The sequence below is a fragment of the Streptomyces sp. NPDC002676 genome (assembly GCF_053592455.1).
This window is the reverse complement of record NZ_JBSFVT010000009.1, coordinates 136,980-159,160: the sequence shown is the minus strand read 5'-3', so window position 1 is coordinate 159,160 and position 22,181 is coordinate 136,980. Positions and strand designations below refer to the sequence as shown.

General features: G+C 73.4%; 12 protein-coding genes. 3 read left to right on the top strand and 9 right to left on the bottom strand.

The window, feature by feature from the left end:
- Nucleotides 1-33 precede the first annotated feature (33 nt).
- From ACWD3E_RS25065 to ACWD3E_RS25055, 3 genes are all read right to left on the bottom strand, one after another.
- Nucleotides 34-3,591, bottom strand: a complete 3,558-nt coding sequence (locus tag ACWD3E_RS25065; protein ID WP_451389802.1) for a UvrD-helicase domain-containing protein — start codon at nucleotides 3,589-3,591, stop codon at nucleotides 34-36.
- Nucleotides 3,592-3,706: 115 nt separating this feature from the next.
- Complete coding sequence (locus tag ACWD3E_RS25060; RefSeq protein ID WP_451389801.1) at nucleotides 3,707-7,210, bottom strand: UvrD-helicase domain-containing protein; 3,504 nt, start codon at nucleotides 7,208-7,210, stop codon at nucleotides 3,707-3,709.
- 257 nt (nucleotides 7,211-7,467) lie between these two features.
- The gene (locus tag ACWD3E_RS25055; protein WP_451389800.1) at nucleotides 7,468-7,854 is read right to left on the bottom strand and encodes an MGMT family protein; all 387 of its coding nucleotides are present in this window, start codon (nucleotides 7,852-7,854) and stop codon (nucleotides 7,468-7,470) included.
- Between the two features lie 186 nt (nucleotides 7,855-8,040).
- Between ACWD3E_RS25055 and ACWD3E_RS25050 the strand changes: the two genes are divergently transcribed.
- The 3 genes from ACWD3E_RS25050 to ACWD3E_RS25040 all read left to right on the top strand — a co-directional run bounded on the left by ACWD3E_RS25050 (nucleotide 8,041) and on the right by ACWD3E_RS25040 (nucleotide 14,214).
- The gene (locus tag ACWD3E_RS25050; protein ID WP_451389799.1) at nucleotides 8,041-10,839 is read left to right on the top strand and encodes a lysylphosphatidylglycerol synthase domain-containing protein; all 2,799 of its coding nucleotides are present in this window, start codon (nucleotides 8,041-8,043) and stop codon (nucleotides 10,837-10,839) included.
- A gap of 109 nt (nucleotides 10,840-10,948) precedes the next feature.
- Complete coding sequence (locus ACWD3E_RS25045) at nucleotides 10,949-12,496, top strand: alpha/beta hydrolase (protein WP_451389798.1); 1,548 nt, start codon at nucleotides 10,949-10,951, stop codon at nucleotides 12,494-12,496.
- Nucleotides 12,497-12,663: 167 nt separating this feature from the next.
- Entirely contained in the window at nucleotides 12,664-14,214 is a 1,551-nt protein-coding gene (locus tag ACWD3E_RS25040) for an alpha/beta hydrolase (protein ID WP_451389797.1), read from the top strand.
- A 68-nt stretch (nucleotides 14,215-14,282) separates the two neighbouring features.
- On the opposite strand, the gene moeZ is transcribed toward ACWD3E_RS25040, so the two are convergent.
- From moeZ to ACWD3E_RS25010, 6 genes are all read right to left on the bottom strand, one after another.
- A complete protein-coding gene (gene moeZ, locus ACWD3E_RS25035) occupies nucleotides 14,283-15,461 on the bottom strand; it encodes an adenylyltransferase/sulfurtransferase MoeZ (RefSeq protein WP_451389796.1) in 1,179 nt (392 codons plus the stop codon).
- 63 nt (nucleotides 15,462-15,524) lie between these two features.
- Nucleotides 15,525-16,280 (bottom strand): spherulation-specific family 4 protein, encoded by a 756-nt coding sequence (locus ACWD3E_RS25030; protein ID WP_451389795.1) that lies wholly within the window; start codon nucleotides 16,278-16,280, stop codon nucleotides 15,525-15,527.
- On the bottom strand, nucleotides 16,268-17,227 hold the full coding sequence (locus ACWD3E_RS25025; RefSeq protein ID WP_451389794.1) for an NAD-dependent epimerase/dehydratase family protein: 960 nt from the start codon (nucleotides 17,225-17,227) through the stop codon (nucleotides 16,268-16,270). The genes ACWD3E_RS25030 and ACWD3E_RS25025 overlap by 13 nt, the downstream gene beginning before the upstream one ends.
- A gap of 142 nt (nucleotides 17,228-17,369) precedes the next feature.
- Nucleotides 17,370-18,809: a hypothetical protein gene (locus ACWD3E_RS25020; protein WP_451389793.1), complete on the bottom strand. Its 1,440-nt coding sequence runs from the start codon at nucleotides 18,807-18,809 to the stop codon at nucleotides 17,370-17,372.
- Nucleotides 18,809-20,542 carry a DUF3492 domain-containing protein gene (locus ACWD3E_RS25015; RefSeq protein ID WP_451389792.1) on the bottom strand — a complete coding sequence of 578 codons (1,734 nt, stop codon included), beginning with the start codon at nucleotides 20,540-20,542 and terminating at the stop codon, nucleotides 18,809-18,811. Before ACWD3E_RS25015 ends, ACWD3E_RS25020 begins: the two co-directional genes overlap by 1 nt.
- Before the next feature lie 219 nt (nucleotides 20,543-20,761).
- Nucleotides 20,762-22,174, bottom strand: a complete 1,413-nt coding sequence (locus tag ACWD3E_RS25010) for a DUF3152 domain-containing protein (protein ID WP_451389791.1) — start codon at nucleotides 22,172-22,174, stop codon at nucleotides 20,762-20,764.
- Nucleotides 22,175-22,181: the final 7 nt, after the last annotated feature.

Here is a 22,181-nt window from a genome sequence, read left to right as displayed (position 1 = left end):
CGGCCCGCGCCGACATCCTCGGCGGGCGGTTCGTCACACTCGGGGTCCCCGGTGCGCCACTTCGGCGTCTTCCGTGAGGAGCCGTTCCAGGGCGGCCCGGTCCGGCAGGCCCTGAGGGTGTACGACTTCGCCGCTGCGTACGTACAGGAAGGCGGCGGTGACCGATTCGGGCGGGATGCCCTGCTGCTCGGCCCAGGCCAGCCGGTAGACGGCGAGCTGGAGGGGGTCGGCGGTGTGGTCGCGGCCGGTCTTCCAGTCCACGATCTCGTAGGTCGCCGTGTCGCCGTCGCCGTTCTTGTAGACGGCGTCGATGCGGCCTCGGACGACGCGGCCGGCGAGGGCGAGCTGGAAGGGCGCCTCGACCCGGTAGGGCGTGCGCTGGGCGTATTCGGTGCGTTCGAAGGCCTCCTTGAGGGCTTCCAGGTCGTGTTCGTCGGTGATCTCGGCGTCGCCGCCGGGCAGCTCGTCGGGTTCCAGCAGGGGCAGCGTCAGTTCCTCGAAGCGGGCTTCGACCCAGGCGTGGAACCGGGTGCCCCGGCGTGCGGCGGGTTGCGGAGGGCGCGGCATGGGGCGCGCGAGTTCCTGTGCGAGCCCGTCGGGGTCCTCGGCGAGGCGCAGCAGTTGCGAGGCGGTCAGCGTGACCGGCAGGGGGACGTCCGTGATGCTCTGCCGGGCGCGCAGCAGCTCTCCGGTGAGCGCGTCGAGGTCGCGGTCCCAGGAGGCGATGGTGCGGGCCTCCTCTGGGGTGACGGAGCTGCGCTCGGGCTCGGCGGGGGCGGTCGCCTGGTGGGGAACCGTGGGCCGGCCGGTGCTCCAGGAGTCCCGGTCGCCGGGCTCCTCGGGCTGGGGCGCGCCCTCGTCGTACGGCGGTTCGGCGCTGCCGCTGTCGTAGGGCGGCTCTTCGCCGTACGGGGCGTCCTCGTCGTACGGGAACGCGTCGCCGTACGGTTCCTCGTCGTCCGGGGGCGGAGGCCAGTCGGGGTCCTCGTAGGTACCGGGGTCGTGGTCGGGCGCCATGCGGCCCTGGGCGGCGATGGCGTCCAGGTGGGCGAGGACCGTTTCGGCGGCGGCGCGGCGGCGGGTCAGGGCGGTGTCGTCGAGGGGCAGCGGCCAGGCCTGGTCGGCGGTGGCCGTGTGCAGGGCCGGGTTCTCCTCGTCCTCGGCGGGCTCGTCGGCCCATGCCTCGATCTCGCCGTGTCCGGCGGCGCAGTGCTCGTAGAGGGCGTGGAGGAAGTCGGAGGGGCCGCGCGGCTTCTTCTGGCTGGGTCCCCACCAGTGGCCGGAGCCGAGCAGGAGGGAGCGGGGGCGGGTGAAGGTGACGTAGCCGAGGCGGAGCTCCTCGGTGTGCTGGTGTTCCTTCATGGCCTCGTGGAAGGCCTTCATGCCGCGCGAGTCCCAGGTCTCGATGTCGGGCAGGGTGTCGGTGTCGCCGCGCAGGGCGTGCGGGAGCACCTTGGCCTGCGCGGTCCACTTCTCGCGGCCCTGGGCGCTGGGGAAGGTGCCGTTCACGAGTCCGGGGACGGCCACGACGTCCCACTCCAGGCCCTTGGACTTGTGCGCGGTGAGCACCTTGACGGTGTTCTCTCCGCCGGGCAGGGCGTTGTCGAGGCCCTTCTCGTACTGGGCGGCGGTGCGCAGGAAGCCGAGGAAGGCCAGCAGGGTGGCCTCCGTGTCGCTCGCGGCGAAGGAGGCGGCGACGTCGAGGAAGTTCGACAGGGTCTCGCGGCGGCGGGCGGCCAGCGCGTGCGGGGACGCGGACAGCTCCACCTCCAGGCCGGTGACGGCGAGGACGCGGTGCAGGACGTCCATCAGCGGGTCGGACAGGGAGCGGCGCAGGTCGCGCAGTTCGGCGGCCAGGCGGGCGAAGCGCACCCGCGCGTCCGGGGAGAACGGCAGCCCGTCGTCGTCTCCGTCGGCGTCGTTCAGGGGGGACTCCAGGAAGGTGTCCAGGGCGTCCGCGAGCGATATCACCTCGGCCGGGTCGACTCCCTCGACGGCCTCGGCGAGTCTGCGGTCGGCGTCGTCGGTGCCGTCCACGCGCGCGTGGGCGACCAGCAGGCGGGCGCGGCGGCCCAGGAGGGCGAGGTCGCGCGGGCCGATGCGCCAGCGCGGGCCGGTGAGCAGGCGGACCAGGGAGGCGTTGGCGCCGGGGTCCTGGAGGACCTCGCAGACGGCGACCAGGTCGGCGACCTCGGGCAGGTGCAGCAGCCCGGACAGGCCGACGACCTCGACGGGGATGTCCCGGGCCACGAGGGCGCCCTGGATCTCGGCGAAGTCGGTGGCCGTGCGGCACAGGACGGCGATCTCGCCCGGGGCCGTTCCGGTGCGCACGAGGTGGGCGATGGAGTCGGCGATCCAGTCGAGCTCCTCGGCGTGGGTGCGCAGCAGGGCGCAGCGGACCGTGCCGTCGCGTTCGGCGCCGGGGGCCGGGCGCAGGGCCTGTACGCCCGCGTGCATGGCGCGCAGGGGCTCGGCGAGGCCGTTGGCGAGGTCGAGGAGGCGGCCACCGCTGCGGCGGTTCTCGCTGAGCGCCTGCCGGGTGGCCGGGCGGCCGTCGGCGTGGGCGAAGTGCTCGGGGAAGTCGTCGAGGTTGGCCACGGAGGCGCCGCGCCAGCCGTAGATGGCCTGGCAGGGGTCGCCGACGGCGGTGACCGGGTGGCCGGTGCCGTCGCCGAACAGGCCCGCCAGCAGGACGCGCTGGGCCACGGAGGTGTCCTGGTACTCGTCCAGGAGCACCACGCGGAACTCCTCGCGCAGCAGGCGGCCGACCTCGGGGACGCGTGCGAGGCGGGCGGACAGGGCGATCTGGTCGCCGAAGTCGAGCAGGTCGCGCTCGCGCTTGGCGGACCGGTAGCGCTGGACGAGTGCGGTGAGTTCGCGGCGGGCGGCGGCGGTCTCGGGGACCTTGCGCAGGTCCGCGTTGGTGAGCTTGGCGCTCTCCAGGGTGCGCAGCAGGTCCGCGTCCCAGGCGCTCTGTTCCTCGGGGTCCACGAGGTGTTCGGCGAGTTCGGAGTCGAGGGCGAGCAGGTCGCTGACGAGGTCGGCGAAGGAACGGGTCAGCGCCGGATAGGGGCCGGGGGCCTCGCGCAGCACACGCGCGGCGAGCTGGTAGCGGGTGGCGTCGGCCAGCAGCCGGGAGGTGGGCTCCAGGCCGATGCGCAGGCCGTGGTCGGTCAGCAGCCGGCCGGCGAAGGCGTGGTACGTGGAGATGACCGGCTCACCGGGCGGGTTGTCCGGGTCCGACCAGAAGGGGCCGGCGCGAAGCGCTGTCGTCGAGGGGTGGTGGTCGGGTGACGGGGGGGCGTCGGGGTCGGTGACGCCGGCCTTGATCAGGGCCGTGCGGACGCGCTCGGCGAGTTCACCGGCGGCCTTGTTGGTGAAGGTCAGGCCGAGGACCTGCTCGGGGGCCACCTGCCCGGTGCCGACCAGCCAGACCACGCGGGCCGCCATCACCGTCGTCTTGCCCGACCCGGCACCGGCCACGATCACCTGCGGGGCGGGCGGCGCGGTGATGCAGGCCGTCTGCTCCGGGGTGAAGGGGATGCCGAGAAGCTCTTTGAGCTGCTCGGGGTCGGTGATACGGGCGGGCATGAGGTCAGAGGCTAGCGGCGGGCACTGACAATCGAGGACGCAGCGGCCTTCCGGGAAGGAAGATGCGCAGGTCAGCGCACGTGGTGCTGTACGTCACCCACACCGCTGGTGCTGGTCACTCGACCACGTGCCGCCCCTCGGGGCGGGCGCTGCACGAAGCGCGGAACGCGCAGTGCGTGCAGTGCTGGCCGGTGGTCGGTGTGAACCGCTCGTCGAGGACCTTTCCGGCGGCGGTGGCCAGCAGCTCGCCGACCCACTCCCCCGCCAGCGGCTCCTGCGCCTGCACCTTGGGCAGGCTGTCGCCGCCGTCCCGCTTGGCGGCGCCCTGTCTGAGGTGCACGAGTTCGGCGCCGCCGGGTTCGGGCCGTACGCCGTCGAAGACGGTGTCCACGGCGCCCTCGCGGACCGCGAGCTGGTAGACGGCGAGCTGCGGGTGGCGGCCCACTTCGGCGGCGCTGGGGGCCTGCTTGCCCGTCTTGAAGTCCACGACGTAGGCGCGGCCCTCCCCGTCCGCCTCGACGCGGTCCATCTGGCCGCGGACGCGGACCTGGTAGTCGCCCGCTTCGAGGGTGACGTCGAAGTCCTGTTCGCTCGCCACGGGCGTGCGGCCGGTGCGGTCCAGGACGTGCCAGTTGAGGAAGCGTTCGAGCGCCGCGCGCGCGTTGTTCTTCTCCTGCTCCGACTTCCAGGGCGCGTCGAAGGCGAGCGCGTTCCACACCGATTCCAGGCGCTCCATGAGGACGTCCAGGTCGGCGGGGGTACGGCCGGAGGCGACCTCGTCGGCGAGGACGTGGACGACGTTGCCGAAGCCCTGCGCGGCGGTGGCGGGCGCATCGGCCTTCACCTCGCGGCCCAGGAACCACTGCAGGGAGCAGGTGTTGGCGAGCTGGTCGAGGGCGCTGCCGGAGAGCACGACGGGCTGGTCGTGGTGGCGCAGCGGCACCTTGCTCTCGGTCGGCTCGAACATGCCCCACCAGCGGAAGGGGTGCGCGGACGGCACCAGGGGGCGGCCGTCCTCGTCGGCGAGCGCGGCCAGTCTGGCCAGGCGGCGTGCGGCGGCCTCCCGGAGGGTGGCGGAAGCGCGCGGGTCGACGGTGGTGGCGCGCAGCTCGGCGACGAGCGCGGCCACGGACAGCGGGCGGCGGGGGCGGCCGGTGATGTCCCGGGGTTCGACGCCCAGCTCGGTCAGGAACCGGGAGGGCTGGTCACCGTCGTCGGCGGGTGCCTTCACGGCGGTGACGACGAGGCGTTCACGCGCGCGCGTGGCGGCGACGTAGAACAGGCGGCGTTCCTCGGCGAGCAGCGCGCCCGGGGTGAGCGGTTCGGCGAGTCCGTCGCGTCCGATGCGGTCGGCCTCCAGCAGCGAGCCGCGGCGGCGCAGGTCGGGCCACAGGCCCTCCTGGACGCCCGCGACGACGACCAGCCGCCACTCCAGGCCCTTGGAGCGGTGCGCGGTCATCAGGCGGACGGCGTCGGGCCGTACCGCGCGGCGGGTCAGCGTGTCGGCGGCGATGTCCTCGGCCTCGATCTCCTCCAGGAAGTTCAGCGCGCCGCGGCCTCCGGTGCGCTCCTCCGCGCGCGCGGCCGTGGCGAAGAGCGCGCACACGGCGTCCAGGTCACGGTCGGCGTTGCGGCCGGCCGCGCCGCCTCGCCGGGCGGTCCGCTCCAGGCGCGTGGGCCATGGTGTGCCGGCCCACAGGTCCCACAGCGCCTCCTCGGCCGTGCCGCCGCGCGCCAGGCGCTCACGGGCGGTGCGGAGCAGCGCGCCGAGGCGCTGCGCCCCGCGCGCGTACGCCGGGTCGTGCACAGCCAGGCGTTCGGGCTCGGCGAGCGCCCGCGCGAGCAGCTCGTCGGAGGGCGGCGGGAACGGGTTCCCGGCGGCCCGCTCCTCCTCGCGCAGCGCGCGCCCGAGGCGGCGCAGATCGGCCGTGTCCATGCTGGCAAGGGGGGAGGTGAGCAGGGTGAGAGCGGTCTCGGCGTCGAGCCAGGCGGTGTCGGCGGCGGGCGCTTCCTGTGCGGAGCCGTGCGCCTGCGCGGCCTCGCCAGCCCCTGACGCCTGCGCTGCCTCGTCCGTGCCCGGTGGCGGCGCCGCCTCGTCGGTGTCCCGTGTCTGCACCGCGTCCTCAGTGCCCGGCGCCTGCGCGGCCTCGTCGGCGCCCGATGCGTGCGTGGCCTCCTGCACCGACGCAGCCTCCTGCGTCCGCGTCACCTCGTCGGAACGGCGTGCCTCAGCGGTCGCCACCGCGCGGAGTGCCGTCAGGAGCGGGGCCACCGCGGGCTCGTGCCGGAGGGGAAGGTCGTCGCCGTCGATGTCGAGCGGGACGCCGGCCGCGGTGAGGGCGCGGCGGAGGGTCGGGATCGTGCGGGATCCCGCGCGCACGAGGACGGCCATGTCGCTCCACGGAACGCCGTCCTCCAGGTGCGCCCGGCGCAGGATGTCCGCGATGTTGTCGAGCTCCGTGCCGGACGTCGGGTACGTGTAGACCTCGACGCGACCGCCGTCCCGTACCGGGGCGGGCTCACGGTGGGCGCGGACCTTGTCGGCGGGCAGGCGGGTCAGCGGCATGCGCTGGGTGATCAGGCGGGTCGCGGCCAGCAGGGCGGCGCCGGAGCGGCGGGAGGTGCGCAGCACCTCGACGGGGGCGGGCCGGCCGTCCGCGCGCGGGAAGGCCACCGGGAAGTCGAGGATGCCGTTCACGTCGGCGCCCCGGAAGGTGTAGATCGACTGGTCGGGGTCGCCGAAGGCGACCAGGCTGCGCCCGCCACCGGCCAGCGTGTGCAGCAGCCGTACCTGGGCCGGGTCCGTGTCCTGGTACTCGTCGACGTACACGGCGTCGTACTGGGCGGCGAGCCGCGCGGCCGTGTCGGGGCGGCGGGCGAGCAGGACCGCGCGGTGGACCAGTTCCGCGTAGTCGATCACCCCCTGGAGGTCGAGCACGTCGAGGTATTCGGCGAGGAAGGCGGCGGCTGCACGCCAGTCGGGGCGGCCGATGCGGCGGGCGAAGGCGTCCAGGGCGTCGGGGCCGAGGCCCAGCTCGCGGCTGCGTGCGAGGACGGCGCGGACCTCGTCGGCGAAGCCGCGTGTGGTCAGGCAGGCGCGCAGTTCGTCCGGCCAGCGCACGTGGGTGAGCCCGAGCCGCTCCAGCTCGGGCTGTCCGGCGAGCAGGCCGCGGACGGTGACGTCCTGTTCGGGGCCGGAGAGCAGGCGCAGCGGCTCGGCGAACAGGCCGCTGTCCTGGTGGGCGCGGACCAGGGCGTAGGCGTAGGAGTGGAAGGTGGTGGCGCGGGGCGCGCGGGCGGCGCCGATACGCAGGGCCATGCGGTCGCGCAGGTCGACGGCGGCTTTGCGGCTGAACGTCAGCACCAGGATGCGTTCCGGGTCGCCGCCGCGGGCGATGCGCGCGGCCACGGACTCGACCAGGGTCGTCGTCTTGCCGGTGCCGGGGCCCGCGAGGACGAGCAGCGGTCCGGTCCGGTGATCAACCACGGCACGCTGAGCGGCGTCCAGACGAGGGGGATCCACCCGGACCGGCTGGGTACGGACCAGTCGGTAAGCGCCACGGCTCCCCTGCCGCACCGGGAGGTGCGGCAGGCGCCTGGTGGAGGAAGAGGAGCTCACGTGGTTCGCCGGTCCTGGTGGTCGTGCTGGTGGGCAGGCGGTCACGCGTGCGAGGCGGTGGCCGCGGGGTGAGGGGGACACGTGCAGCCGACGCTACGCCGCCGCTCCGGACGGAAGCAGGGCTTCCGCTTCATCCCTTGCGGCGCTCGCGCCACGCGAGTCCCACATCCCACGAACGTACGTCATGCCACGGACGTCCCCCATGTCCCTCGTACGGGCCACAGGCTCCCCCCGACGGCATCCGATGGCGGAAGCTGTCAGGTGTGACCCTCCGCGCCCGCGCCGCCGTCCCATCGCGCCCGCCTCATGTCGAGCCGCGGCAGATGGCCCTCGGTGCTCCTGCCCGCCTCCTTCAGCGGTGTGCCCTCCGCGCGGTAGTGGGCGAGCGCGCGCAGCTCGTGCCCGGGCAGCAGCACCCCGTCGGCGCGCACCACCCGCCACCACGGAACGGCGCCCCCGTAGAGGGCCATCACCCGGCCGACCTGGCGGGGCCCTCCCTCCTCCAGCCACTCGGCGACGTCGCCGTACGTCATGACCCGGCCGGGCGGAATCCGCTCGGCCACGTCCAGGACCCGCTCTGCGTACTCGGGCAGTGCGTCCGCGTACTCCTCACGGGTGGCCTCGGCAGGGTTCTGCTCGCTCATTCGACCCATCCTGCCGCACCCCGCCGACAGCGCGGCGGGAGCGGTCCGAAGGCGGCCCCTCGCTCCTCGGCGGCGCTTCCGGCAGACTGTCCGCCCCCGCATCTGCACCCTGATGCCCGCGGGTGTCGGTGCGGCATGCCACCATCGTGCGGGCGGTGACTGGTGATACGAGACCAAGAAGAGACCATGAAGCAGCAGGGCGTGCACCCCGAAGGCGCGGCGGGCACCCCTGACGCCGCCGCGCGCCCCGGCACCGCCCGCGCGGGCCAGGGCGACGACACCGGTAAGCAACGGGACGACCCCGGTACGCACAAGGACGACACCGGTGCGCACGGAGACGACGGCACGCGCGCGCGTGACGACGACCACGGTCCGGGCGCCGAGCACGACCCGCGCACCGACGAGGTCGAGGGGGACGAACCGCTGCTCCCCGCGCGCGTGCACCGCCCCTCCGACCTCATGCGGCTGCTGGTGGGCGTGCTCGCGATCGTCGTGCTGCTCGCGATCGCCGCGTTCGCGCACGGCACCACCTCGGGCCTCGAACAGGACATCAACAAGGGCACCGGGCAGGCCCCCGACCTGCTGATCAAGATTGCGGGACTGGCGTCCAGCATCGCGATCCTCCTGGTGCCGGTCGCCTTCGCGATCGAACGGCTGATCAAACGGGACGGGCTGCGCATCGCCGACGGCGTCCTCGCGGCGGTGCTCGCCCACGGAGTGACCCTCGCCACCGACCTGTGGGTCGCCCGCGCCGCCCCCGGCTCCATCCAGGACGCACTCACCCAGCCCTCCCCCGGCGACATCCACGCGCTCACCGACCCCGTGCACGGTTATCTGGCGCCCGTCATCGCCTACATGACGGCCGTCGGCATGTCCCGCAGACCCCGGTGGCGCGCGGTGCTGTGGATCGTGCTGCTGCTCGACGCGTTCTCGATGCTGGTCACCGGCTACACGACCCCCTTCTCGATCATCCTGACGGTGCTGATCGGCTGGACCGTCGCCTACGGCACCCTGTACGCGGTCGGCTCCCCCAACGTGCGGCCCACCGGGCGGACCCTGCTGGCCGGCCTCAGGTACGTCGGTTTCCACCCCGTCGGCGCCGCCCGCGAGGAGGCCACGGACGCGGAGAACGGCGACCGCGGCCGGCGCTACTTCGTCACCCTGGAGGACGGACAGCCGCTGGACGTCACGGTCGTCGACCGGGAGCAGCAGGCCCAGGGCTTCTTCTACCGCGCGTGGCGCAACCTGACCCTGCGCGGCTTCGCGACCCGCTCCAGCCTCCAGTCGCTGCGCCAGGCACTGGAGCAGGAGGCGCTGCTGGCGTATGCGGCGATCGCAGCGGGCGCCAACGCGCCCAAGCTGATCGCGACCTCCGAGCTCGGCCCCGACGCGGTGATGCTCGTCTACGAGCACACCGGCGGGCGCACGCTGGACTCGCTGGCCGACGACGAGATCACCGACGAACTGCTGCACAACACCTGGCACCAGGTGAAGGCGCTCCAGTCGCGGCGCATCGCGCACCGCCGGCTGGCCGGTGACGCGATCCTGGTGGATGGTTCCGGCAAGGTGATCCTCTCCGAGCTGCGTGGCGGCGAGATCGCGGCCGGCGAACTGCTGCTGCGCATGGACGTGGCGCAGCTGGTCACCACGCTCGGCCTGCGGGTGGGGGCCGAGCGGGCGGTGGCCTCGGCGGTCGGTGTGCTCGGCCCGGACGCGGTCGCGGACTGTCTGCCGATGCTCCAGCCCATCGCGCTGACGCGATCCACGCGCGCGACGCTGCGCCGGCTGGCCCGGGAGCGCGCCCACCGTGAGCGCGAGGCGGTGCTGGAGGCATCCCAGCAGGCCAAGCTGGCCCGCCTGGAGGAGGCGCCCGAGACGACCCGGCCCGCGCTCGAAAAGCCGGACAAGAAGGCGGTCCGCGCGGAGCAGCGCGCGGAGAAGCGGGCCATCGACGAAGCCCTCGAAGAGGCCCGTGAGGAGGATCTGCTCACGCAGATCCGGCACCAGGTGCTGCGGATCAGGCCCGAGGCCCCCGTGGAGCCGGCCCGCCTGGAGCGGGTGCGCCCGCGCACGCTGATCAGCTTCATCGCCGGCGCGATCGGCGCGTACTTCCTGCTGACCCAGCTCACCCACATCCAGTTCGGCACGCTGTTCGCGCAGGCCCAGTGGGGCTGGGTGGTGGCGGCGGTGCTGTTCTCGGCGCTCAGCTACGTCGCCGCGGCGATGGCGCTGCTGGGGTTCGTGCCCGAGCGGGTGCCGTTCCTGAGGACGGTGGCCGCGCAGGTCGCCGGGTCGTTCGTGAAGATCGTGGCGCCGGCCGCCGTCGGCGGTGTGGCCCTCAACACGCGCTTCCTGCAGCGCGCGGGTGTACGCCCCGGGCTCGCGGTGGCGAGCGTCGGCGCGTCACAGCTGTTCGGGCTCGGGGCCCACATCCTGATGCTGCTGTCCTTCGGCTACCTGACCGGCACGGAGAAGACGCCGTCGCTGTCACCGTCCCGGACGGTCATCGCGGGTCTGCTGACCGTGGCGGTGCTCGTGCTCGTGGTCACCTCGGTGCCGTTCCTGCGGAAATTCATCGTCACGCGCGTGAGGTCGCTGTTCGCGGGTGTCGTACCGCGCATGCTCGACGTGCTTCAGCGTCCGCAGAAGCTGGTCACCGGCATCGGCGGGATGCTACTGCTGACCGCCTGCTTCGTGATGTGCCTGGACGCCTCCATCCGGGCCTTCGGCGACGGCTCGGCCTCGCTGAGCATCGCCAGTGTGGCTGTGGTCTTCCTCGCCGGAAACGCCCTCGGGTCCGCAGCCCCGACGCCAGGCGGCGTGGGCGCCGTGGAGGCGAGCCTGACGCTCGGTCTGATCGCCGTCGGCCTCCCCAAGGAGGTCGCCGCCCCGGCCGTCCTGCTGTTCCGGCTGCTGACCCTGTGGCTGCCCGTGCTGCCCGGCTGGCTGGCCTTCAACCATCTCAGCCGCAAGGGAGCCCTGTAGGAGCCGGCTGCGGGCAGGCCGGAGCCTCACGCACCCACGGCCTCCCGAGACGTACCTCGTACGGCCCGTGCCCCGCGCGCCCCGGCGTGCGCGCCCGCAGGATGGGACCATGGCGAACCCTTCCCGGCTGCGGGCCGCAGCGCTGACCACCACCGCCGTGCTGCTGTCCACGCTGCTCGCCGGATGCGGCAACAACGGCACCGAGGTCGGTGACCTGGCGGCGCAGAAGCTGGACTGGAAGGACTGCCCGGCCCCGTCCGAGGCGGAGGGCGGCGGCAGTGCCCCCTCCCCGCTGCCGAACGGCACCAGGTGGCAGTGCGCCACCATGAAGGCGCCCCTCGACTGGAGCAAGCCCGAGGGCGACACCATCAACCTCGCCCTCATCCGCGCCAGGGCCAGCGGCGCGGCGAGCAAGCGGATCGGCTCGCTCGTGTTCAACTTCGGCGGCCCCGGCGGCAGCGGCGTCACCACGCTGCCCGCGTTCGGCGCGGACTACGCCACCCTGCGCACCCGCTACGACCTGGTCAGCTTCGACCCGCGCGGAGTCGGCCGCAGCGCGCCGGTGAAGTGCGAGAGCGACAGCCAGCTGGACGCGTACTTCCAGCAGGACGCGACGCCCGACGACAGCGCCGAGCGCGCCCAGCTGATCGAGCGCACCCAGCAGTTCAACGCGGCCTGCGAGAGGAACTCCAAGAGGATCCTGCCGCATGTGCGCACCACCGACGCGGCCCGCGACATGGACCTGATGCGCCAGGTCCTCGGCGACGACAAGCTGCACTACTTCGGCATCTCCTACGGCACCGAACTCGGCGGCGTCTACGCCCACCTGTTCCCCAAGAACGTCGGGCGGGCCGTCCTCGACGCGGTGGTCGACCCCACGCAGAACCCGGAGCAGAGCGCGCTGGGACAGGCCCAGGGCTTCCAGCTCGCGCTCGACAACTTCGCCCAGGACTGCACCTCGAAGATCACCGAGTGCCCGATCGGCGACACCGCCCAGGACGTCAAGAACCGCATCGCCCACCTGCTGGCGGACCTGGAGTCGAAGCCGATCCCCGGTATCTCCCCGCGCCAGCTGACGCAGACGGCCGCGACCAACGGCATCGCGCAGTCCCTGTACTCCAAGGACTTCTGGCAGTACCTCACCGAGGGGCTTGAACAGGCCTACGACGGCGACGGCAAGATCCTGATGCTGCTGTCCGACTCGTTGAACGGCCGCAGCGAGAACGGCGAGTACAGCAACATCACCGCGGCGAACATCGCCATCAACTGCGCCGACCAGAAGCCCCGGTACACGGCCGACTTCGTCCAGGGGAGGCTGCCCGAGTTCCGTTCCGCCTCCCCGGTGTTCGGGGACTTCCTGGCCTGGGGCATGGTCAGCTGCACCGACTGGGCCGTGCCGGGCGCCGCCGACCATCCCGACGTCAGCGCGCCGGGGTCGGCGCCCATCCTCGTCGTCGGCAACACCGGCGACCCGGCCACGCCGTACGAGGGCGCGAAGAAGATGGTGGACGCGCTCGGCCAGGGCGTCGGCGTCGAGCTGACGTACAAGGGCCAGGGGCACGGTGCGTACGACAGCAAGAACAGGTGCGTGCAGGCTGCGGTGAACGGATATCTGCTGAACGGGAAGGTGCCGAAGGCCGGTACGGTCTGTTCCTGATTTCCCCTCGAGTCCCCGGCCGATTTCCGGGGACCGGTCGACAAGCCACACAAAACCGCAGGTCACAGCGTTATCCACAGGCCGTCACGGGCTGTGGTCCGGCGCCCTAACATGGCCTCATCGCTCGCCGCGGACGAGACGCGGAGGGCCTGTGAGGGGGGGTGCGCATGTCTCGATTCCCGCGGTGGCTGGCCGCCGCGACAGCGACGCTGCTGTTGGCCGGGTGCGGTGGCGGCTCGTCAGGTGGGGGCGGAAACGAGGGCAAGGGGGCCGGCGGCCGGTCCACTCCCCCGTCGTCCGCGCCGTCCGCTTCCGGGGCCCTTCCCGCCTCACTCACCGGGCAGCGCCTCGACTGGAACCGCTGCAAGGCCACGGCGGACTCGGGCGCGCCGGGCGACGACTGGCGGTGCGCGACGCTGAAGGTGCCGCTGGACTGGTCGAAGCCGGACGGTACGACGATCGGGCTCTCTCTCATCCGCGCGCGGGCGACCGGCGGCCACCGGATCGGCTCGCTGCTGTTCAACTTCGGCGGCCCCGGCGGCTCGGGCGTGTCGACGATGCCGTACTACGCGGGCACCGCCTCCAAGCTCCGGGAGCATTACGACCTGGTGAGCTGGGACCCGCGCGGGGTCGGCGCCAGCGAGGGCGTCCGCTGCCGGAGCGACCGGGAGCTCGCGGCCAAGGAGGACGTGGACGTCACGCCGGACACCCCTGCCGAGGAGAAGGCGTACTTCCAGGACGCCACCGACTTCGGCAAGGGCTGCCAGAAGGCCGCCGGCCCCCTGCTGGCCCACGCGTCGACCACCGACACCGCTCGCGACATGGACCTGATGCGCCAGGTCCTCGGCGACGACAAGCTGCACTACTTCGGCATCTCCTACGGCACCGAACTGGGCGGTGTCTACGCCCACTTGTTCCCCAAGAACGTCGGGCGGGCCGTCCTCGACGCGGTGGTCGACCCGACGGCGGACGCGGTGGGCCACGCCGAGAACCAGGCCCGCGGCTTCCAGCGAGCCCTGGACGACTATCTGAAGTCCACCGGTCAGAACCCCGAGCAGGGATCGCGGAAGATCGCGGACCTGCTGCGGCGGATCGACGCCCGGCCGCTGCCCACGTCGTCGGGGCGGAAGCTGACCGAGACGCTCGCGGTCACCGGAATCGTGCTGCCGCTGTACAGCGAGTCGAGCTGGGGGACGCTGACCGACGCACTGAAGTCGGCGCAGCAGGGCGACGGTTCACGGCTGCTGTCGCTCGCGGACCGGTACAACGAACGGGACTCCGCGGGACACTACGGCACCACGAGCCACGCCCAGCGGGTCATATCGTGCCTGGACGACAGGCAGCGGCCGACCCTTGCCGAGACGAAGAGGCTGCTGCCGGAGTTCGAGCGGATCTCTCCGGTGTTCGGGGACTTCCTGGGCTGGGACACGGCCGGCTGGTGCCACGACTGGCCGGTGCCGGGCCAGTACGACACCCCCGAGGTCGGCGCGCCCGGTGCGGCACCGATCCTGCTGGTCGGCAACACCGGGGACCCTGCCACCCCGTACGAGGGCGCCCGCAGGATGGCCGACGAGCTGGGCAAGGGTGTCGGTGTCGAACTCACCTGGAAGGGCGAGGGACATGGGGCGTACGGCAACGGCAGCGACTGCGTCGACTCGACGGTGGACGCGTACCTGCTGAACGGGACGGTGCCGAGGGACGGCAAGGTCTGTTCGTGAACGCACGACGGGTTCCGCGCGCCTGCTGTGCGCGGAACCCGTCACGGAAAGGGAGGCGAATCTCCCGGTCAGTAGACCGGCTTCTCCGGTTCGATCTGGTTGACCCAGCCGATGACGCCGCCGCCCACGTGGACGGCGTCGGCGAAGCCCGCGGACTTCAGGACCGCGAGGACTTCCGCACTGCGGACACCCGTCTTGCAGTGCAAGACGATCTTCTTGTCCTGCGGGAGGGACTCCAGGGCGGCGCCGAGGAGGAACTCGTTCTTGGGGATCAGCTTGGCGCCCGGGATGGAGACGATCTCGTACTCGTTCGGCTCACGGACGTCGATGATCTCGATGTTCTCGCCCTCGTCGATCCACTCCTTGAGCTGCTTGGGAGTGATCGTCGAACCGGCGGCGGCCTGCTGGGCCTCCTCGGACACGACGCCGCAGAAGGCCTCGTAGTCGATGAGTTCGGTGACGGTCGGGTTCTCGCCGCAGACCGCGCAGTTCGGGTCCTTGCGGACCTTGACCTGGCGGTACTGCATCTCCAGGGCGTCGTAGATCATCAGGCGGCCGACGAGCGGCTCGCCGGTGCCGGTGAGGACCTTGATCGCCTCGGTGACCTGGATGGAGCCGATGGACGCGCACAGCACGCCGAGCACGCCGCCCTCGGCGCAGGACGGGACCATGCCGGGCGGCGGGGGCTCCGGGTAGAGGCAGCGGTAGCAGGGGCCGTGCTCGGACCAGAAGACCGAGGCCTGGCCGTCGAAGCGGTAGATCGAGCCCCACACGTACGGCTTGTTCAGCAGCACGCAGGCGTCGTTGACCAGGTAGCGGGTCGCGAAGTTGTCGGTGCCGTCGACGATCAGGTCGTACTGGCTGAAGATGTCCATCACGTTCTCGGCTTCGAGCCGCTGCTCGTGAAGGATCACGTTCACGTACGGGTTGATGCCCAGGACACTGTCACGCGCGGACTCGGCCTTGGAACGGCCGATGTCGGACTGGCTGTGAATGATCTGGCGCTGCAGGTTCGACTCGTCGACCTCGTCGAACTCCACGATGCCGAGGGTGCCCACGCCCGCGGCGGCGAGGTACATCAGCGCCGGCGAGCCCAGGCCGCCGGCGCCCACGCAGAGCACCTTGGCGTTCTTCAGCCGCTTCTGCCCGTCCATCCCCACATCGGGGATGATCAGGTGGCGGGAGTACCTGCGGACCTCGTCTACGGTGAGCTCGGCAGCCGGCTCGACCAGGGGTGGCAGCGACACGGGGACTCCGTTGGTCGGTCAATCATGACGGTTGTTCTTTCCGTAACACTGCCATGGCCATTTTCATTCCGAGACACCCGTCCCGATACGCGAGACAATTTCGTCCCAGTACCCGGGCATGGCCTCCCAGGGGTCGGCCTGGCCTCGGTGATCCGTGCGGTCGGTGACGTAGATCGTCGCGGCGCCCTGCCAGCGGGCGATGCGCAACGCCTCCTCCAGGTGGCCGCGGGGCACGCCGTGCACGAAGTGGCAGAAGCGGTCGGGCGGATAGTCGGCGGTCCACTCGGCGACCTGCGAGAAGCGGTAGTCGGACCAGGGGCCGCTGAAGGTCACGAGCTGGTCGGCGTACTCCGTGTACCCGGGGTGCGGGTGGCTGCCGTGGCCGAGGACGATGTGGGCGGTGTCACTGATCGCCCGCAGGGCGGTGGTCGTACGGCGGACCTCTGCGAGCGCGGTGCGTTCGGTGGGGCAGCGGTGCAGCAGGAAGCCGTCGACCCGGTACCAGTCCAGGTAGCGGCGTGCGTCGGCGAGCAGGTCGTCGAAGGCGCGGTCGCCGTGGACCGCGTCCAGGTGGCCGAGGACGCGGACGCCGGCGGCCCGCAGCCGCCCGGCCGCCTGGAGGCAGCACGGGTCGGGGCGGGTGCCCGGCCCGGCGGCGACGTCGAGCACCACCCAGTCCAGCGGGGTGCCGGGGCGGGCGAGTTCGGCCCACTGGGCGGGGGCCACCAGGGGGTGGGCGAAGCCGGGGATGCCGAGGGCGGTGCGAACGCCGGTGCCGGTGGCGCCCGCTGCGGCTGTGGTGCTGGTCAGATGCGGCATGCCGCCTCCATCCAGATGTCGGCCAGGGATTCTTCGAGGTTGATGCGCGGCCTCCAGCCGAGCCGGTCGCGGGCAGTGCGCACGTCGGCCTGCTGCCAGCTGCCGCAGCCGTCCGGGTACGGGAACGCGACCGGGGGCACGTGGTCGGAGTCTGCCCGGGGGTGGCCGATGGCGGTGCGCAGCGAGCCGGGCGGGGCGTCGAGTTCGTGGAGGGCGCCGCCGTATCCGGCCACGCGCGCGAGGACGGTGGCGGCGTCCCTGAGGCGGACGGCGCGGCCGGAGCCGATGTTGATGACGCCCTGCGCGGCGGAGAGCGAGGCGGCGTGTACGGCGCGGGCGACGTCGCGCACGTCCACGAAGTCGCGCTGGACGCCGAGGCCGCCGAGTTTGAGTTCGCCGTCGCCGGACTGCATGGCGCGGCGCATGGCCTCGGCGAGGCGGCCGAGCGGGGAGCCGGCCGGGGTGCCGGGTCCGGCGGGCGAGAAGACGCGCAGGACGACGGCGTCGAGGCCGGAGCCGAGGACCAGTTCGGTCGCGGCGAGCTTGCTGACGCCGTACGGGCCGCCGGGGCGGGGGACGGCGTCCTCCGCCGTGGAGGAGCCGGGCTGGCTGGGGCCGTACTCGGCACTGCACCCGATCTGCACCAGGCGGGCGCCGCAGCCGCTGCGGCGCAGGGCCTCGCAGACGGTGGCGACGGAGACGGTGTTGTGCCGGGTGAGTTCGCGGGCGCCGCCGCGGGTGGCGCCTGCGCAGTTGACGACGACGCCGGGGTGCACGGCGTCGAGGAAGCGGGTGAGCGCGCCGGGGCTGCCGGTGGCGAGGTCGAAGCGGACGTCGGCGTCGTCCCCGCGGCCGAGCGCGGTGAGCTGGACGGCCGGGTCGGCGAGCAGACGGTCGGCGACGAAGCGGCCGAGGTATCCGTTGGCTCCGATCAGCAGGACCCTCATCGGGCACCTCCGGGGGTGTACGCACCGGCGGCTCCGGACGCTCCGGGTCGGGAGGTGGTCATCTGGTCTTCTCCTTCAAGGGGGTGGTGCGGCTGCCTCCGACGGGTGGCAGCAGGCTCGGTCCGGGCCGGTGGCGGAAGGTTCACTCAGGTGCTCCCGCGGGAGCGTGGGCCGAGGCCTGAGTGAGGGTGCGGGTGGCGTGGACCAGCAGGGCCAGCGCCCCAGCGCCGCAGGTGAGCGCGGGCACGCCGGCCGTTCCGCAGGCGTCCACGAGGGCCTCGACGGGGCTCGCCAGGAAGGCGCAGCCGGGCAGTCGGCCGCCCAGCAGCAGCGCGGGGGCCGCCATCTCGACGGCCGCCGCCGCGCCGAGGACGATGCCGGGGGCGCGCCGGTGCTGGTGCGCGCCGAGCAGCCGGGCGAGCAGGAGCAGGGCGCCCAGGGTGAGCGCCTGCGGGTAGGCGGCGGGTTCGTGCAGGAGGGTGCCGCACAGCAGGAGCAGCGCGGTGAGGGCGCCCAGGAACAGCGCGAACGTGCCCAGCAGCAGGGGCTTCGCGGCGGCCGTGAAGTCCTCCAGGCCCCGGCTGCCGGCGAGCCTGCGGCGGGCGCCCGCGGCAAGCAGGTGGGCGCACCAGGCAGCCGGGGCGCAGGCCAGGGCGAGGGCCAGGACGGGCGCGGTGGCCGTGGGCCAAGGGCCGTCCGGGTCGCCGGTGGGCAGGGCGTCGGGACCGCCGGACACGATGGCCTGGAGGAGTCCGTCGCCGAGGAGGGCGTAGCCGAGCAGCCAGAGCGTCCCCGCGCGCGTGCCGGGTGCCGGGCGCCACGCGGGGGTGCCGGGCGGGGTGGCGAGGGGGCCGCGGCGCAGTGCCGCGCGGACCGCGAGGGCCACGGCGAGGACGCCGACGACCGCCGCCCAGAAGCGGGGTTGTCCGTCGGTGAGGCGCAGACCGGCCGCGGTGGCCGCGCCGAGGGCGCCGGGCAGCAGGGTGAGCAGAACCCAGTCGGCGCGGACGCGGGGCGCGTGCGGAGCCTCGGGCGCCGGGCGCGGCTCGCCGTCGCGGGGCACGCGCGCGTACAGCTCCTCGGCGAGCGAGAAGACGTCCCGGTGGCGGAAACGGGCCGCAGTGCGGTCGGTGACGCCATGCGCCTCCAGCCCGGCCGCGATCTCCAGGGGGTCCACGGCCCGCTCGCACAGCTCGCGGTGCCGGTGCAGCAGGGCCTTCACGGGGTCGACGGCACCGCGCCGGGGGGCCGTCCGTCGGGCCTTGTCGGGCTCGGTGTCCGTGCCGCCTCGCGCGGGGGCCGACGGCACCGACGGCGAAGACGTCCGACGCTCATCGCGAGAGCCGGCGGAACTCACCGAGCCCGCAGAGCCAACAGCTGACGTGACCTCAGGGTCCGCAGCGGCGGAAGCCGCCGAGCCGGAGCCCACCGGGTCCTCGGCGACCGAGGAGGCCTCACCATCCGGCTCACCGGCCGGCTCACCAACCTCCCCGATCGTCCCTCCTCCGGCCAGCCACTCGCCCGACCGCGCGTCCCACGCGTCGGCGCCGCTCGGCATTCCGGGCCGGTCCAGTTCGCTCATCACGCCCCCTCCACAGCCGCGACCGGCGTCGCCCGCACCGGCGTGGGGGTGGCCCAGGCGGGGACGCCGCGGGTGAGGGCGTGGGCCGTGGGGCCGGTCAGGCGGCCGGGGACATGGGACTCGGCCGGGGCGGCGAACGGCAGGGGCTCACCGGCCTCGTCCAGGACGACCCGGCGGACCGGGCAGTGGGAGACGATCTCCAGGTAGATGCCGTGGAATGCCTGGATGTTCTGCTCGACGGTGAACAGTTCGAGCGCCCGGGCGCGCGCGGCGGCGCCGAGTCGCTCACGGCGCTCGGGGTCGCGCAGCAGCGCCACGCACGCCTCGGCGAGAGCCCGCGGATTGCGCGGCGGGACCACCAGGCCCGTACCGCCGATCACCTCCACCACGGCACCGACGTCCGTCGACACCGTGGCCCGGCCGCAGAACATGGCCTCGACGAGGCTGATCGGGAAGCCCTCGACGACGCTGGACAGGACGATCACGGCGCCGGAGGCATAGCCGTCGGCGAGAGTCGGCGCCTCCGGGCCGCCGATCTCCTCGAAGGAGACGGGGTTGTCGCCGACCGCGTGCACGCCCTCGGCCTCGTCCGGGAAGAGCTGGGCGGCCAGGGCCCGGCAGTGGCCGAGGTAGGCCGCGCCCTCGGGGCCCACGGGCGCGCCGATGACGCGCAGGCGGGCCTTGGGCTCCTCCTTGCGGACCTCCGCGAAGGCGTGCAGCAGCGAGACGAGGTCCTTGGCGGGCTCCACACGGCCGACCCAGACGAGCGTGTCCGGGTCGGCGCGGTCGGGGGACTCGCCGACCTCCGTGAAGCGGGCGGACTCCATGCCGGGGTACACCGTGCGGATCCTGGCCCGGTCGGCGCCGCACCGTTCCTGCCAGCGGCGCGCGTGCGCGTTGCCGGGGGTGAGGATCTCGGCGCGCCGGTAGACCTCGGTGGCGAGCCGGCCGTGGAAGGCGGCGAGCAGGGCGCGTACGGCGGGGGCGGCGGCGTCCGGGCCGAGGGTCAGGTAGTGCGAGCGGAGCTGCACGCCGTACTCGGTGACCAGCAGCGGCACGTCGGAGAAGTGCCGGGCGAGCAGTCCGGGCAGGGCGGCGGGGCCGCCGGCGGTGGCGTGGCAGAGGTCGGCCGCGCCGAGGCCGTCGTCGCCGTACCAGTCGAGGGTGAGGGGGCGCAGGGCGCGTTCGAGGTGGGCGGTGACGGCGAGCAGGTCGGGTACGCGCGCCTCGCGCGCCGTGCGCAGCGCGCCGGGAGCACGGCAGGCACGCTCCAGGGTGCGTACGGCGGTGTCCGAGCGGAGTGCTCCGGTCAGTCCGCCTGCGTCGCGGGCGAGTTCGGCGAGTCCGTACAGCGCGCTGCCGAAACGGTCCGCCAGATCGGCGGAGTCGGGACCGTCCGCAGAACCCGCCTCCCCGGCGCCGGGGCCGGAGCCGCCACCGGCCGCGTCGCAGACCGCCGCGGCCAGTTCCCCGTAGCACTCGGCGAAGCGCCGACGCGCGTGCCGTCCGTAGGTGACCTCGTCGCCCTCGGCCGTCCACAGGGGCGCCGTACGCACCCGGCCGACCTGCGGCGGGAGCGGGACCCAGCCCTGCTCCTCCTGCTGCCGGCTGCGGCTGAGCGCGTAGACGTCGAACTCGTGCTGCTGGAGCCCGCGCACGAGCCGGTCGCACCAGAGCCTGGCGTCACCGCTCACATACGGATAGCCACCCTCCGTAAGCAGTCCGATGCGCACGTGCGCACCCCCGATCTCCCGTTTGGGGAGCCGCCGTCACCCCGGCGGCTCGCAGCGGGACGAACGTATGCGGACAAGGCGGTGGCGCGACGGACGGTTGTCCATCGCGCCACCAAAAGGGGTGAACGGTCGTAACTTTCGCGTGCGGGACGCGTTTTGCCGCGCTAGCAGTTCACACAGTGATCGCACGAGCGCGAAACGTTACGCCCCAGCCGCCCTTCAGCCCTTGGGAAACGGCCAGGGGTTGGGCAGGCAGTGGATCCCGTCGTGGTCGAGGAACTTGGTCTGCTGCTGCATGACCGGCGCCAACTCGCCGTCACGCTGGCAGCTGACGTGGCCGTGGCCGAGCCGGTGCCCGACCTCGTGGTTGATGAGCATCTGCCGGTACGGGTGGATCTTGTTCCCGTACGTCTTGCTGCCCTGGGCCCACCGGTAGGCGTTGATCATCACGCGTTCGGTGGCGGCCGAGTCGCAGGAGACGTTGTCCTGCGTGGTGTCCAGGCCGGACTTGGCGCACCACTTGGCGGTGGTGCCGGGGCTGGCCAGCGTGATCACGAAGTCGGGCTTGCCGGAGGAGACGCGCTCGAAGGTGCGGGCGCCGCCGTGGGACCAACTGCGTTCGTCGTTCAGGGTCTTCTGCACGGCGTCGGCGAACAGCACGCCGTCCAGGCCCAGGCCCCGCTCGACGTCCACGCGGTAGGTGTACTTCCGCCCCGTGCCGGGCGCCTTGGCGAAGCCGGGCACCGTGTCGAACTTCCCCGAGCCCTTCAGCGTGGCGCTCAGCGGGTACGTCCGGTCCATCTTCTGCTCGTACGTCAGCGTCGCCGTGACCGGCGAGGCGGAGGGACTCGTCCGGTCGTCACCGCGCGAGGCGGGGTCGTGTGTGTCGCGCGCCTGGTCGGTGGCGGAGTGCGACCGTAGGGCGCCGTCCTCGCGCCGCGCGGTCACGTGCCCGGCGACGACGATCGCCAGCGCGGTGGTGACGGCGGCGGCTGCGATCCCGGTGAAGGCCCGCCCCTTGCCACCGCCCCGCTGCGCGGGCACGCCGGCCGGCGGCGCGTCGGCGCCTCCGTCCGCCTGGGTGCCCGTCTCGGTTTCCGCCTCGGTGGCGTAGGGCTCCCGCGTCTCGGCCGACGGCTCGCCCGCGCGGGGCGCGAAGACGTCGAGTTCCTCGCCGAAGGCGTCGAGATACTCCTGCCGGGGCCCGGCTCCACGCCGCGGACCACGCCCGGGGCCCGGACGGGCGCCGAGGCCGGGTCCAGTGCCCCCTTCCTGCCGCTGCCGCGGCAGCCCGACGCCGGGCCCACCGGCACCAGGTCCCACACCGGCCCGCCCCGCGAACTCCCCCCAGCCACCACCGGGTTCATGCTGCTCGGGGTGACCACCACGGACTTCGGGGGTGCCGTGCGCGGGGGTGCCGTCGGGGAAGCGCGGCATACCGTGCGCGGGCGTGCCGTCAGGCAGAGTCGGCGCACCGTGGACCGGCGCCCGCCGCTGCCCGGGCAGGCCGGGCGGCAGGGCCGTAGGCGCATCCTGGGGCTTCCCGGAGCCCGCGGCCCGCCCCCCTCGCTTTGCTGCTATGTGCGCGGGGTCGTCCTTGGAGGCCGGTCCCCTGCGGCTGTGGCGTCCCACCTCGGCC

What these genes read in the sequence shown, in the direction of transcription:
- ACWD3E_RS25065 (WP_451389802.1), bottom strand. Translation starts at nt 3,591, where the DNA reads ATGCCCGCCCGTATCACCGACCCCGAGCAGCTCAAAGAGCTTCTCGGC.
- ACWD3E_RS25055 (WP_451389800.1), bottom strand. Translation starts at nt 7,854, where the DNA reads ATGAGCGAGCAGAACCCTGCCGAGGCCACCCGTGAGGAGTACGCGGAC.
- ACWD3E_RS25050 (WP_451389799.1), top strand. Translation starts at nt 8,041, where the DNA reads ATGAAGCAGCAGGGCGTGCACCCCGAAGGCGCGGCGGGCACCCCTGAC.
- ACWD3E_RS25045 (WP_451389798.1), top strand. Translation starts at nt 10,949, where the DNA reads ATGGCGAACCCTTCCCGGCTGCGGGCCGCAGCGCTGACCACCACCGCC.
- ACWD3E_RS25040 (WP_451389797.1), top strand. Translation starts at nt 12,664, where the DNA reads ATGTCTCGATTCCCGCGGTGGCTGGCCGCCGCGACAGCGACGCTGCTG.
- ACWD3E_RS25030 (WP_451389795.1), bottom strand. Translation starts at nt 16,280, where the DNA reads ATGCCGCATCTGACCAGCACCACAGCCGCAGCGGGCGCCACCGGCACC.
- ACWD3E_RS25025 (WP_451389794.1), bottom strand. Translation starts at nt 17,227, where the DNA reads ATGAGGGTCCTGCTGATCGGAGCCAACGGATACCTCGGCCGCTTCGTC.
- ACWD3E_RS25020 (WP_451389793.1), bottom strand. Translation starts at nt 18,809, where the DNA reads ATGAGCGAACTGGACCGGCCCGGAATGCCGAGCGGCGCCGACGCGTGG.